General features: G+C 70.1%; 12 protein-coding genes and 1 tRNA gene. 4 read left to right on the top strand and 9 right to left on the bottom strand.

Features of this window, described 5'->3' with window-relative positions; all coding sequences use genetic code 11:
- Positions 1-95 precede the first annotated feature (95 nt).
- Complete coding sequence (galE, locus tag AB0B48_RS12650) at positions 96-1,079, top strand: UDP-glucose 4-epimerase GalE (RefSeq protein ID WP_357199936.1); 984 nt, start codon at positions 96-98, stop codon at positions 1,077-1,079.
- Positions 1,076-2,245, top strand: coding sequence for a galactokinase (galK, locus tag AB0B48_RS12645; protein ID WP_357199934.1), 1,170 nt, complete (start codon positions 1,076-1,078; stop codon positions 2,243-2,245). Before galE ends, galK begins: the two co-directional genes overlap by 4 nt.
- 161 nt (positions 2,246-2,406) lie before the next feature.
- On the opposite strand, the gene AB0B48_RS12640 is transcribed toward galK, so the two are convergent.
- The 8 genes from AB0B48_RS12640 to AB0B48_RS12605 form a co-directional block, all read right to left on the bottom strand.
- Positions 2,407-3,660 carry a GTP-binding protein gene (locus tag AB0B48_RS12640; protein ID WP_355010213.1) on the bottom strand — a complete coding sequence of 418 codons (1,254 nt, stop codon included), beginning with the start codon at positions 3,658-3,660 and terminating at the stop codon, positions 2,407-2,409.
- Positions 3,661-3,734: 74 nt separating this feature from the next.
- Entirely contained in the window at positions 3,735-4,646 is a 912-nt protein-coding gene (gene cysD, locus AB0B48_RS12635; protein WP_357199931.1) for a sulfate adenylyltransferase subunit CysD, read from the bottom strand.
- Positions 4,647-4,721: 75 nt separating this feature from the next.
- Positions 4,722-5,552, bottom strand: a complete 831-nt coding sequence (locus AB0B48_RS12630; protein ID WP_357199928.1) for a 3'(2'),5'-bisphosphate nucleotidase CysQ — start codon at positions 5,550-5,552, stop codon at positions 4,722-4,724.
- Positions 5,553-5,684: 132 nt separating this feature from the next.
- The gene (gene pth, locus AB0B48_RS12625; protein WP_357199925.1) at positions 5,685-6,275 is read right to left on the bottom strand and encodes an aminoacyl-tRNA hydrolase; all 591 of its coding nucleotides are present in this window, start codon (positions 6,273-6,275) and stop codon (positions 5,685-5,687) included.
- 94 nt (positions 6,276-6,369) lie between these two features.
- Complete coding sequence (locus AB0B48_RS12620) at positions 6,370-7,065, bottom strand: 50S ribosomal protein L25/general stress protein Ctc (RefSeq protein WP_357199922.1); 696 nt, start codon at positions 7,063-7,065, stop codon at positions 6,370-6,372.
- Between the two features lie 333 nt (positions 7,066-7,398).
- Positions 7,399-8,379 (bottom strand): ribose-phosphate diphosphokinase, encoded by a 981-nt coding sequence (locus AB0B48_RS12615; RefSeq protein WP_030329105.1) that lies wholly within the window; start codon positions 8,377-8,379, stop codon positions 7,399-7,401.
- A gap of 58 nt (positions 8,380-8,437) precedes the next feature.
- Entirely contained in the window at positions 8,438-9,970 is a 1,533-nt protein-coding gene (gene glmU, locus AB0B48_RS12610; RefSeq protein WP_357199919.1) for a bifunctional UDP-N-acetylglucosamine diphosphorylase/glucosamine-1-phosphate N-acetyltransferase GlmU, read from the bottom strand.
- 110 nt (positions 9,971-10,080) lie between these two features.
- Positions 10,081-10,152: transfer RNA gene (locus AB0B48_RS12605), tRNA-Gln, on the bottom strand.
- A gap of 314 nt (positions 10,153-10,466) precedes the next feature.
- Between AB0B48_RS12605 and AB0B48_RS12600 the strand changes: the two genes are divergently transcribed.
- Complete coding sequence (locus AB0B48_RS12600; protein ID WP_355010209.1) at positions 10,467-11,432, top strand: acyl-CoA desaturase; 966 nt, start codon at positions 10,467-10,469, stop codon at positions 11,430-11,432.
- Between the two features lie 223 nt (positions 11,433-11,655).
- Positions 11,656-12,354 (top strand): TetR/AcrR family transcriptional regulator, encoded by a 699-nt coding sequence (locus AB0B48_RS12595; RefSeq protein ID WP_357199915.1) that lies wholly within the window; start codon positions 11,656-11,658, stop codon positions 12,352-12,354.
- 6 nt (positions 12,355-12,360) lie between these two features.
- Here the strand turns inward: AB0B48_RS12595 and AB0B48_RS12590 are convergent, their stop codons facing one another.
- Positions 12,361-12,837: a DUF4383 domain-containing protein gene (locus AB0B48_RS12590; protein ID WP_357199912.1), complete on the bottom strand. Its 477-nt coding sequence runs from the start codon at positions 12,835-12,837 to the stop codon at positions 12,361-12,363.
- Positions 12,838-13,081: the final 244 nt, after the last annotated feature.

Genomic DNA, 13,081 nt, shown 5'->3' with positions numbered 1-13,081 from the left:
GGGGTTGGCGGTGACGACGGCGAGAGCGCCGGCCACCGCCCTAGTGTGATCACCGAAGGGCCACGTCCCGGGCGGGCCAGGCAGGAGGCAACGACGTGAAACTGCTCGTCACCGGGGGCGCCGGCTTCATCGGGAGCGTGGTGACCCGGATGCTGCTCGACGCGGGTCACCAGGTGGTCATCCTGGACGATCTGCGTACCGGCCACCGCGAGGCCCTCGCCCCGGACGCCACCCACGTGGAGGCGTCCATCCACGACGCTGCACAGGTCATCACCGCGGACGCCGGCTTCGACGGGGTGCTGCACTTCGCCGCCCTGATCGCCGCCGGCGAGTCGATGGTCAAGCCGGAGCTGTACTGGCAGAACAACACCATCGGCACGCTCGCCCTGATCGACGCGGTCCGGGCCGCCGGGGTGCCCCGGATAGTCTTCTCCTCCACCGCCGCCGTCTACGGCAACCCCACCGAGCTGCCCATCACCGAAAACGCGGTCAAGGCACCCACCAACACGTACGGCGCCACCAAACTCGCCGCCGACATGGCACTCACCTCCGAGGCGATCGCGCACGGGCTGGCCGCCGTGTCGCTGCGCTACTTCAACGTGGCCGGCGCCCACCTCGACGGCGACATCACCCTCGGCGAGCGACACGACCCGGAGACGCACCTGATCCCGATCGCACTGGACGTCGCCGCCGGCCGGCGGGACAAGCTCCAGCTCTTCGGTGACGACTACCCCACAGTGGACGGCACCTGCGTCCGCGACTACATCCACGTCGCCGACCTGGCCCGCGCGCATCTGCTGGCGCTGGACGCGGCCACCGGCGGTCAGCACCGGATCTACAACCTGGGCAACGGCAACGGCTTCACCAACCGCCAGGTCGTCGACGTGGTGCGTGAAATCACCGGGCACCAACTGCCCGTCGAGGTCGCGCCGCGCCGCGAGGGCGACCCGGCCGAGTTGGTCGCATCCTCCGCACTGGCCCGCGACGAGCTGGGCTGGGTGCCGCAGAAGCCGACCCTGCACGACATGGTCGGGGATGCCTGGGCGTTCTACCGCACGCACATCCTGGGCCAGTCATGACCCACCCGAGCAGTGATGTCGCCGAGCGGGCCGCGGCCGGCTTCTCCGCGCAGTTCGGTGCCCAGGCCACCGGCCGCTGGGCCGCCCCTGGGCGGGTCAACCTGATCGGTGAGCACACCGACTACAACGAAGGCTTCGTGCTGCCCTTCGCCCTGCCGATGCGCACGGTCGTCGCCGCCGACCGGCAGGACGGCGAGCACTGGACGGTCTGGTCCGAACTCTCCGGCGAGTCGATCACCTTCGGCGCGGAGGACGTCGCCGAGCCGGGTCGCGTCTCCGGCTGGGGCGCGTACGTCGCGGGTGTGGTCTGGGCGCTACGCGAGGCCGGTCACCCGGTGCCCGGCGCCCGGCTGGCGATCGCCTCCGACGTGCCGCTGGGCGCCGGGCTCTCCTCCTCGGCCGCGCTGGAGTCGGCAGTGCTGGCCGCCCTGCTCGACCTCGGCGAGCTGGAGCTCGCCCCGGAACTGCAACCCCGGCTGGCGCAACGGGCGGAGAACGTCTACGTGGGCGCGCCGACCGGCATCATGGACCAGTCCGCGGCGATCCGCTGCCGCGCCGGGCACGCCCTCTTCCTGGACTGTCGGGACGAGTCGGTCGAGCACATCCCGTTCGACCTCGACGCCGACGGGCTGGCTGTGCTGGTCATCGACAGCCGCGCGCCGCACCGCCACGCCGACGGGGAGTACGCGGCCCGCCGTCGCTCCTGCGAGGCCGGGGCCAACGCGCTCGGTGTCACAGCGCTGCGGGACGTGAGCATCGACCAGCTCGACGCCGCGCTGGCACGGCTCGACGACGAGGAGACCCGGCGACGGGTCCGGCACGTGGTGACCGAGGACCAGCGCGTACTGGACACGGTGGCGTTGCTCCGCGCCGCCCGGGTCCGCGACATCGGCCCGCTGCTGACCGCCTCCCACGTCTCGATGCGCGACGACTTCGAGATCACCGTCCCGGAGATCGACACCGCGGTCGAGGCAGCGTTGGCAGCCGGCGCGCTGGGCGCCCGGATGACCGGCGGCGGCTTCGGCGGCTGCGTACTCGCGCTGATCGAGGCCGACAGTGCCGACGCGGTGGCCGCTGCCGTGTCCGACGCGTACGCGCAACGAGGTTTCACCGCCCCCGGCACCGTGACGGTCCTCCCCTCCCCCGGCGCCACCCGCCTGCCCTAACCCCACCCCACCCACCCCCACCCCACCCGGGGCCGGCGGTGATCAAGAGGTTTGCGTCAATTCGAGCCCGGATCCTGACGCGAACCTCTTGATCACCTCTCTCAGGCGGGGCGGGGTGCGCGGGGGGCGGGGGGCGGCGGCGGTTGCGGCGCGGGTTGGGATTAGCTCGCTTCGACGATCATGGCGGCGCCTACCGTGCGGTTGGTCGCCTCGTCGATGATGACGAAGCCGCCGGTGGTGCGGTTACGGCGGTACTCGTCGGCCAGCAGCGGCACCGTCGTGCGCAGTCGCACCCGACCGATCTCGTTGAGCCGCAGTTCGTCGGCGGACTCGTCGCGGTGCAGGGAGTTGATGTCCAGCCGGTAGTGCAACCCGCGCACGATCGCCCGCGCCGACCGGGTGGTGTGCTTGATCGCGTACCGGCCACCGACCCGTAGCGGGGCAGTCTCGTCCATCCAGCAGACCATCGCCTCGATGTCCTGGGCCACCGCCGGCGCGTTGTTCGGCCGGCAGATCAGGTCACCCCGCGAGATGTCGATCTCGTCGGCCAGTCGTACCGTCACCGACATCGGCGGGAACGCCTCCGCGACCGGCCCGTCGGCGGTCTCCACGGCGGCGATCCGGCTGGTGAAGCCGGAGGGCAGCACCATCACCTCGTCGCCCGGCTTCAGCACGCCGGAGGCGACCTGGCCGGCGTAGCCGCGGTAGTCGGTGACAGTGGTGGACTGCGGGCGGATCACGTACTGCACCGGGAACCGGACGTCGACCAGGTTGCGGTCGCTGGCGATGTGCACCCGCTCCAGGTGGTGCAGCAGCGACGGACCCTCGTACCAGGGCATGTTGTCCGACCGGGTGACGATGTTGTCGCCGCGCAACGCGGAGACCGGCACCACTGTCAGGTCCGGTACGTCGAGCTTCGCCGCGAAGGCGGTGAACTCGTCGGCGATCCGCTCGTAGACCTCCTGCGACCAGTCGACGAGGTCCATCTTGTTGACACAGAGGACCAGGTGCGGCACCCGCAGCAGCGAGCAGAGGAACGCGTGCCGGCGGGACTGCTCGACGAGGCCCTTACGCGCGTCCACCAGGATCAACGCCAGGTCCGCCGTCGAAGCGCCGGTGACCATGTTGCGGGTGTACTGGATGTGGCCCGGGGTGTCGGCGATGATGAACTTGCGCCGGGGGGTGGCGAAGTACCGGTACGCCACGTCGATGGTGATGCCCTGCTCCCGCTCGGCACGCAGACCGTCGGTGAGCAACGCCAGGTTGGTGTATTCGTCACCGCGGGCCGCGCTGACCGCCTCCACGGCGGCCAACTGGTCGGTGAAGAGCGACTTGGTGTCGTAGAGCAGCCGCCCGATCAGGGTCGACTTCCCGTCGTCCACGCTGCCGGCGGTGGCGAACCGCAGCAGGTCCATCGGCCGGGCCTCCGGCCCGGCGCCGGCAACAGCCCGCGCGTCCGCGCTCGCGGCGGCCACGATCTCGGTACTCATCAGAAGTAGCCCTCCCGCTTGCGGTCCTCCATGGCGGCCTCGCTGACCCGGTCGTCACCACGGGTGGCGCCGCGCTCGGTGATCCGGGTGGCCGCCACCTCCTCGATGACCTTCTCCACGGTGTCCGCGTCGGAGCGGACCGCGGCGGTGCAGGAGGCGTCGCCGACGGTGCGGTAGCGCACCTGTGCCTTGAACCGCTCCTCACCCGCGCGGGGGCGGAAGAACTCGTTGACGGCGTAGAACATGCCGTCCCGTTCGATCACCTCGCGCTCGTGCGCGTAGTAGATCGACGGCAGCGGGATGCGTTCCCGGGCGATGTAGTGCCACACGTCCAGCTCGGTCCAGTTGGACAGCGGGAAGACCCGGATCGACTCGCCCGGGTGGTGCCGGCCGTTGTACAGCGACCACAGCTCCGGCCGCTGGTTCTTCGGGTCCCACTGGCCGAACTCGTCGCGGAAGCTGAACACCCGCTCCTTCGCCCGGGCCTTCTCCTCGTCCCGGCGGGCGCCACCGAACAGCGCGTCGAAGCGGTGCTTCTCCACCGCGTCCAGCAGCACCGGTGTCTGGATCCGGTTGCGCATGCCGTCACCGGACTCCCGGACCATGCCGCTGGCCAGGGCCTCCGGCACGCTCGCCACCACGAGGTGCAAACCCAGCTCGGCGACCCGTTGGTCGCGGTATTCCAGGACCTCGGGGAAGTTGTGCCCGGTGTCGACGTGCATCACCGGGAAGGGGATGTTGGCGGGGGCGAACGCCTTCTGCGCGAGCCGCAGCATGACGATCGAGTCCTTGCCACCGGAGAAGAGCATCACCGGGCGTTCCATCTCGGCGACCACCTCGCGCATCACGAAGATGCTCTCCGCTTCCAAGGCGTCCAGGTGGGAGACCTGGTACGCCGCGGGGGTGGTCATGACACCGGCTCGATTCGCTCGCTCATCCGATTTCCAGACCTTTCCGGTCGGACATGTCAAGAAAGTGCGCTCAGGCTACCCGGAATGTTTCTGCAGCGCTGCAAGCAACCGGGTGGCGAGATCCTTGCGGCAGACCAGGAGGTCGGGCAGCCGCGGATCCGCCTCGTTGTATTTCAGCGCAGAACCGTCGATCCGGGAAGCGTGCAGTCCGGTGGCCGTCGCCACAGCGATCGGGGCCGCCGAGTCCCACTCGTACTGCCCACCTGCGTGGATGTACGCGTCCACCTCGCCGGTGACCACTGCGGCGATTTTCGCGCCGGCCGAGCCCATCGGCACCAGGTGCGCCCCGACGTCCTCGGCCAGATCGGTCAGGAAGACCGGCGGACGGCTCCGGCTCGCGGCCAGGCGGATCTTCCGCTCGCCGGCCGTCGCCGCCTCCACTGTCATCGGCGGGTACGCCGGCGGGTAGTCGGTGCCCAGCACCCGGTGCTGCGCCGGCAACCCCACCGCCCCGGCGACGAGCCCGTGCGGGCTCGGCGCGTTGCGCGCCCAGAGCGCCACGTGCACCGCCCAGTCCGAGCGGCCCTCCTCGGAGAACTCCCGGGTGCCGTCCAACGGGTCGATGATCCACACCCGGTCCGCGTTCAGCCGGGACACCGCGCCGGTGTTCACCTCCGCGGCCCAGGCCAACCGCGACCCCTCGTCCTCCTCGGAGAGCACCGCGTCACCCGGACGCCACTTCGCCAACTCCGTGCGGATCAGGTCGTGCGACACCTTGTCCCCGGCCGACTTCAGCGCACCGCCGTCGGCGAAACCCATCTCCGTGCGCAGGTCGAGCAGCGCCTGCCCAGCCCGGGACGCCAACCATCGGGCGAACGCGCCATCGATCATCGGAGGACTGCTCATCTGTCCGCTCCCGTCGCCTCGCCGCGCTGCCCGCACGGGCCGATCCGCCGCGACTCGCGTCGCCGGTCGCGGCACGCTGAAAGGCGCAGACTACCGGCCCGCCGTTTCCGATTCGGGTACGCCCCGCCCGGCTCAGCCGCCGTGGTAGAGGTTCTGGGTCGGCTCCACGCCCTTGACGATCACCGACTCCACCACGTCGGCGGCCCGGTCCACCAGGAAATCCAACTCCTTGCGCTCGGCCGCGCCAAAATCCGACAGCACGTAATCCGCCGGATCCTGCCGTCCCGGCGGTCGGCCGACGCCGAACCGCACCCGGGCGTAGTCCTTGGTCCCCAACGACTTCGACATCGAGCGCAGGCCGTTGTGCCCGCCCTCGCCGCCGCCGAACTTGACCCGCACCTGGCCGAAGTCGATGTCCAGCTCGTCATGCACCGCGATCACCTGCGCGGGCGGCACCTTGTAGAACTGGGCCAGGGCAGCGACCGGCCCGCCGGACAGGTTCATGTACGTCAGTGGCTTGACCAGCACCAGCTTCGGCCCGCCGAACCCCAGCCGCGCCTCGGCCACCTCGGCCACCGCCCGCTTGTGCCGGCCGAAACGCGCACCCACCCGCCCGGCCAGCAGTTCCGCCACCATGAACCCGACGTTGTGCCGGTTGCCGGCGTACTCCCGGCCCGGGTTGCCCAGGCCGACCACCAGCCACGGCCCCGCCTCGTCTGTCACGACCCGTCCTCTCCGACGCCCAACGCAGCGACTCCCGATATGCCGACAGGCGCCCCCGAACATCCGGGGACGCCTGTCGCACAGTACGAACCGATCAGGCCTCGGTGCGCGCCTCGGTCGTCTCGGCGCCCTCGGCCGGGGCCTCGTCCGCGCCCTCGGAGCCCTCGGTGGTCTCGCCGACCTCGGCCTCGGCCTCGTCGGTGGCAACCTCGACGTCGGGCAGCGTCGCCTCGAGCTGCTCGGCGGTCGGGGCGGCGGTCACCGACGCGACGGTCAGATCCGAGTCGGCGGCCAGCTCGACGCCGGAGGGCAGCGTGACATCGCCGGCGGTCACCTGGGTGCCCGCCTCCATGCCCTCGATCGACGCCTCGAGGTGGTCCGGAACCTTGGTGGCGTCCGCGGTCACCGACAGGGTGTCGTGGTCGTGCACGATCAGGGTGTCCCGGGCGGCCTCGCCGGTCAGCTGGACCGGGACCTCGACGGTGACCTTCTCGCCCCGACGGACCAGGATCAGGTCGACGTGATCGAAGGTGTCGCGGATCGGGTCACGCTGGATCGCCTTCGGCAGCGCCAGCACCTGGGTGCCGTCGGTGATGTCGATCGCGAAGAGCTGGTTGGCACCGCCCTTGCGGATCGCGGCGGCGAACTCCCGCGACGGCAGCGCGATGTGCTTCGGCTTCTCGCCGTGGCCGTACAGCACGGCAGGCACCTTGCCGGCCCGGCGGGTACGGCGGGCACCACCCTTGCCGAACTCGGTACGGGGCTCGGCGCTGATCTTTACCTCGGACACGGGGAAACTCCTGATGCTTTTCGCTGCGGCGGCTTGTCGTCTAACGGTGCTGGGCGAGGGGCTCGCTGGGGCTCATGCGTCATGAACGACTGCCCGGAGCACCGCGTCGATGACGGTGCCTCCGTGCGGCGCTTTTCAGCGGCCCGCCGGGCACCCTCGCCGTGGCAACCGCACCAGTCTACCCGAGCTGTTTCCAGGGTTTCCGGCAGTCCCCGATCACGGCTCAAGACCGGCGCGTCGGTGGCGTTCCCACCAGCGTGCCGGCCCCGTTTCCACCAGTTTGACAGCCCCGCCCCCCCACCGGCACGCCGAGTGGGGAAACGGGGCTCAGGCTCAGCTCAGGCCACCGAAGAGGGTGGTCACCGAACCGTCGTCGAAGACCTCGCGGATCGCCCGCGCCAGCAGCGGCGCGATCGACAGCACGGTGAGCTTGTCCAGTTGCTTCTCCGGCGGGAGCGGCAGGGTGTTCGTCACCACGATCTCGCTGATCGAGCTGTTCTTGAGCCGCTCGGTGGCCGGGTCGGACAGCAGCGCGTGGGTGGACGCGACAACGATCTCCGCCGCGCCCGACTCCTTGAGGATGTCCGCGGCCTTGGCGATGGTGCCACCGGTGTCGATCATGTCGTCGACGATCAGGCAGACCCGGCCTTCCACCTCGCCGACGACCCGGTTCGCCACGACCTGGTTCGGCTTCATCGGGTCACGGGTCTTGTGGATGAACGCCAGCGGGCACCCGCCCAACCGGTCGGTCCACCGCTCGGCCACCCGCACCCGGCCCGAATCCGGTGCCACCACCGTCATCGGCCGTCCGGCGTACTTGTGCTCCACGTACTCGGCGAGGATGTCCATCGCGAAGAGGTGGTCCACCGGGCCGTCGAAGAAGCCCTGGATCTGCGCGGTGTGCAGGTCGACGGTGAGGATGCGGTTCGCGCCGGCGGTCTTCAGCAGGTCCGCCACCAGGCGGGCCGAGATCGGTTCCCGACCACGGTGCTTCTTGTCCTGGCGGGCGTACGGGTAGAACGGCAGCACCACGGTGATCCGCTTGGCCGACCCCCGCTTCAGCGCGTCCACCATGATCAGGGTCTCCATGACCCAGGTGTTCACCCCGTGCGTGACGGACTGGACCACGAAGGCGTCCGAACCACGTACCGAGTCCTTGAACCGTACGAAGATCTCGCCGTTGGCGAACTCGTACGCGTCGGCGGGCGTCGGCGCGACGCCGAGCACCTCGCCGATCTCCTTGGCCAACTCCGGAAAGCCACGTCCGGAAAAGAGCATCAGGCTTTTGCGGTTTTCGGCGACGATGCTGCCCATGGGCCCGTCTGCTCCCGTTATGTCGGCGGTACCCGACCCGGTGGTGGTGGGTCGGGGACTATTCGGTTGCAGTATCTCCCGCGCCGGATGCGCCGCCCACCGTCTCGGTCGCCCCGTGGATTGCCTCACTGTGGCTTGCAACACCAGTCGTACCGGCCGCACCCTTCGCGTCGCGGGCCCGCTGCGCCGCCTCCGCCGCGGCAGTGCCGGCGCGTCGCTTGACGACCCAGCCCTCGATGTTGCGCTGGCGCGCCCGGGCGACGCCCATCGCCCCGGCCGGCACGTCGTCGACGATCACCGAACCAGCCGCCGTGTACGCCCCGTCGCCCACCTCGACCGGCGCCACGAACATGTTGTCCGCACCGGTCCGCGCGTGGCTGCCGATGACCGTGCGGTGCTTGTTGACCCCGTCGTAGTTCACGAAGACGGACGCGGCGCCGATGTTGGTCTGCTCGCCGATCGTCGCGTCGCCGACGTACGTCAGGTGCGGCACCTTCGCGCCAGCGCCGATCTGCGAGTTCTTCACCTCGACGAACGTGCCGATCTTCGCCTTCTCGGCCAGCTGGGCGGCCGGCCGCAGGTACGCGTACGGCCCGACGGTCGCGCCCGCGCCCACCTCGGCGCCGACGGCGTGGCTGCGGATCACCGACGCGGCGGGGCCGACGATCGTGTCGATCAGGGTGACGTCCGGCCCGATCAGCGCGCCCGCGCCGATCACCGTGCCGCCGCGCAACTGGGTGTTCTGGTCGATCACCGCGTCCCGGTCCAGCGCGACCGTCACGTCGATCCAGGTGGTGGCGGGGTCGAGCAGGCTCACCCCGGTGCGCATCCACGCCTCGTTGATCCGGTCGCGCAGCAGCCGCCGCAGCGTGGCCAGCTCCACCCGGTCGTTGCAGCCCAACGTCTCGACGTGGTCCACGGCGACGTGCACCGCCACCGGCTCACCGGCGGAACGAAGCAGGCCGAAGACGTCGGTCAGGTACTCCTCGCCCTGGTCGTTGTCGGTGGAGAGCTTGCCCAGCGCCTCGCGCAGCCGCACCGCGTCGAACGCGTAGATGCCGGCGTTGATCTCCCGGATCGCGCGCTGCGTCGGGTCGGCGTCGCGTTCCTCGACGATCTGCTCCAGGCGCCCGTCGGCGTCCCTGACGATCCGCCCGAGGCCGGTCGGGTCGGGCACCTCGGCGGCCAGCACCGTGGCCGCCGCGGCGGCCTCCTCGTGCGCGGTCACCAGCGCGCCCACCGTCTCCGGCCGCAGCAGGGGCACGTCACCGTTGATCACCACGACGGTGCCGGCACCTTCCGGTACGGCCTCCAGCGCGATCCGTACGGCATGCCCGGTGCCGAGCTGCTCGGCCTGGAGCACCGGAGTGGCGTCCGGGGCGATCTCGGACAGGTGCGCCCGCACCTGGTCGGCGCCGTGCCCCACCACGACGACGGTGCGGTCAGCGCCCAACGGGGCGGCGGCGCTCAGCACGTGACCGAGGAGCGTCCGGCCGAGCAGGGGGTGCAGCACCTTGGGCAGTGTCGACTTCATCCGCTTGCCCTCACCGGCGGCAAGCACGACGACGGTACGGAGGTGGGGCTGGGGCACGACGTGGCTCCCGTCGGGACGGCGGACACTCTCGCGGCCATGCTAGCCGCGAGGCCCGGCACGTTTCCCTCTTACCCCCACCGGGCCCCAAAACGGACGCAGGTGGGCAGCTCGGCCGCCAGGGTTCGAACCTGAAATACGGGTACCAAAGACCCGGGTGTTGCCAATTACACCACGGCCGATCACCGACGCGAGCACGTCGCACGAGGGATGGACACCTCGCCGCTACACCTTAGCGCCCCGGCCGTCGGGCGCCAGCGCTCATCCCACCGCACGGCGAGCGGTCGATGCCGTGAACGGTCCAGGGAGTGGTCGGCCCGCACCTCGGCCACCCTCGGACCGGGTTGGTCGGGTCTCCGCGACCGGACCGTTTGACCTGCGACTTCATACAGTTACGCGAAGGCGATTTCAAACTTCCAGATGCGATCTACGGTGCCGTAAGTTACGGTGACGTAGGCGTAACTTAGTGATCGTTACCATCCCCCTGCGAGGTCCCATGTCCACTGCTGTACTCGATCCCAACACCGCCGGATCCGGCCCCAAGCCGCTCACCGACGGCAGCCAGTCCCCCGGCATCCTGGCCGCCCTCTGGGCTTTCGTGGTGATCCCCTTCGTCGCTCTGCTGGTCGCCGTTCCGGTGGCGTGGGGCGGCTGGCTCGGCTGGACCGACGTGATCATCGGCCTCGTCTGGTACGTCGTCTCCGGGCTCGGCATCACCGTCGGCTTCCACCGCTACTTCACGCACGGCTCGTTCAAGGCCAAGCGGTGGCTGCGGGTGACTCTGGCGGTCGCGGGTTCGCTGGCGGTACAGGGCGAGATCATTCAGTGGGTCGCCGACCATCGGCGCCACCACGCGTTCTCCGACCTGGAGGGTGACCCGCACTCGCCGTGGCGCTTCGGCACCAGCTTCTGGGCGTTGACCCGGGGCCTGTTCCACGCACACGTGGGCTGGCTCTTCCGCCGGGAGCTGTCCAACCGCGCGCGTTTCGCACCGGACCTCATCGCCGACCGGGACATCAGCCGGGTCGACCGACTCTTCCCCGCGCTGGTGGCCATCTCGCTGCTCGGCCCGGCGCTGATCGGCGGCCTGGTGACCTGGTCCTGGCAGGGCGCGCTGACCGCGTTCTTCTGGGCCGGGCTGGTCCGCATCGGCCTCCTGCACCACGTCACCTGGGCGATCAACTCGGTGTGCCACGTCTACGGTGAGCGTCCTTTCGCGATGCGCCAGGGTGACCGCGCGTCGAACTTCTGGCCGCTGGCGATCCTGTCGTTCGGCGAGAGCTGGCACAACCTGCACCACGCCGACCCGACCAGCGCCCGGCACGGCGTGTTGCGCGGTCAGGTGGACATCTCCGCCCGGGTGATCTGGTTGTTCGAGAAGACCGGCGCGGCAACACAGGTGCGCTGGCCAAAGCCCGAGCGCCTCGCGGCCAAGCTGGTGAAGCCGGTCGCACCCCGCTGAAACCGGGCGGTGCACGAGGATGCCGCCTGGCAGGATGGCCGGGTGACCGAGCCATGCGGGGGCACCAGGCGGCTCGGCCGGCGGGAGCCGAGCCCGATCCGGGTACGGTCGAACGGCGTGTCAGGGCGGTCGAACCGCCCGACAGTTAGGCGACGACGTGAACGGGCACAGCGGAGGAACCATTCCACGGCAGGGCGTCACCGAGCGCCAGCGAGGCGGCGACATGCCTGAGGTCAGCGACGAGCCGGCGGCAGCTGTCGGCGGCCGACGGACGACGCCGACGGCGGCACCGAAAGCCAAACCTCCCTCCCGGATCCGCATGTCGGCGGCCCAACGCCGGGAGCAGTTGATCGCGACCGGCCGGCAACTCTTCGCGGAACGCGGTTTCGACGCCACCTCCATCGAGGAGGTGGCGGCCCGCGCCAAGGTCTCCAAGCCGGTGGTGTACGAGCACTTCGGTGGCAAGGAAGGGCTCTACGCGGTGGTGGTGGACCGGGAGGTCCGGGCCCTGCTCGACCGGATCACCACGGCGTTGACCGCCGGGCATCCGCGGGAGCTCCTGGAACAGGCGGCGCTCGCCCTGCTGACCTACATCGAGGAGGAGACCAGCGGTTTCCGGGTGCTGGTCCGCGAGTCGCCGCTGATGTCCGGCACGGCCACCTTCAGCAGCGTCATGAACGACGTGGCGCACCAGGTCGAGCACATCCTGGGCGCCGAGTACAAGAGCCGCGGGTACGACCCGAAGCTCGCCGAGTTGTACTCGCAGGCGCTTGTCGGCATGGTGGCGTTGACCGGTCGCTGGTGGTTGGAGGTGCGTAAGCCGCGCAAGGAGACGGTGGCGGCGCACCTCGTCAACCTGGCCTGGAACGGGTTGTCGCACCTGGAGGCCAAGCCGACGCTGATCACCGCGCGGCGCAACTGACCCCGATCAGCGGCGGTGCACGTCGGCCACCGGGTGCTTACGGTGCTCCAACTCCGCCTCGGCGGATTCCGGTGGGCCGACCTTGTCGTAGAGGCCGGTGCCGAGCAGGATCAGGCCGAACAGCATCGACACGATCACTGTCGACATCGAGAAGTTGAGAAAGTTCCCTCCGGTCTGCAGCACCGACATCATCAGGATGCTGGTCACCAGGAACACCACGCCCGCCGTGAGGTTCATGTAGTGGCCGAGGTTGGTACGCCGCGAGGCCCCGATGATCAGGACGACCCCGAAGATCACCGAGGCCAGCGAGAAGGCCAGGTTGGTCCGGAGCCCGAGGGCCCAGGTGCTGTTACGAGCGAAGAGCGGGTCCCCGATCGTCTCGGCGACGCCCCACACGCCGAAGACCAGGATGTAGACGCCGATCAGCCCGGAGAGGACCCGGTAGAGCGGCCGTGCCGGATGGTTGACCGGAAAATGCGGCATACCCAGACCCCCTGAAGTGACCGTTTCAGGGGAATTGTCGCCCAGGGTCCAGTCAACTGTCCGAGAAAGCCACAAAGCCGGAAGGGGTCCGCCGAAAGGCTGGACCAGGTCAGGTTTTCCGCCGGAGCCCGAGCTGCGCAGGGATCAAGCGTCTACCTCGCTCGGATCCGCCGGGTCCTGACCGCCGCCGGGGCTTCGGACGCGCTGGTCCGCCGCTCCGGTGGGTACCTGCTGGACCTGCCGC

It is taken from the genome of Micromonospora sp. NPDC049089 (assembly GCF_040648775.1).
Lineage (GTDB): Bacteria > Actinomycetota > Actinomycetes > Mycobacteriales > Micromonosporaceae > Micromonospora.
This window is presented reverse-complemented; position numbering and strand designations above follow the sequence as displayed.

Bases quoted from the DNA above. Each gene is read 5' to 3' on its own strand.
- AB0B48_RS12615 (WP_030329105.1), bottom strand. From the start codon at position 8,379: ATGGGCAGCATCGTCGCCGAAAACCGCAAAAGCCTGATGCTCTTTTCC.
- AB0B48_RS12630 (WP_357199928.1), bottom strand. From the start codon at position 5,552: ATGAGCAGTCCTCCGATGATCGATGGCGCGTTCGCCCGATGGTTGGCG.
- cysD (WP_357199931.1), bottom strand. From the start codon at position 4,646: ATGACCACCCCCGCGGCGTACCAGGTCTCCCACCTGGACGCCTTGGAA.
- AB0B48_RS12600 (WP_355010209.1), top strand. From the start codon at position 10,467: ATGTCCACTGCTGTACTCGATCCCAACACCGCCGGATCCGGCCCCAAG.
- AB0B48_RS12590 (WP_357199912.1), bottom strand. From the start codon at position 12,837: ATGCCGCATTTTCCGGTCAACCATCCGGCACGGCCGCTCTACCGGGTC.
- AB0B48_RS12595 (WP_357199915.1), top strand. From the start codon at position 11,656: ATGCCTGAGGTCAGCGACGAGCCGGCGGCAGCTGTCGGCGGCCGACGG.
- galK (WP_357199934.1), top strand. From the start codon at position 1,076: ATGACCCACCCGAGCAGTGATGTCGCCGAGCGGGCCGCGGCCGGCTTC.
- AB0B48_RS12640 (WP_355010213.1), bottom strand. From the start codon at position 3,660: ATGGACCTGCTGCGGTTCGCCACCGCCGGCAGCGTGGACGACGGGAAG.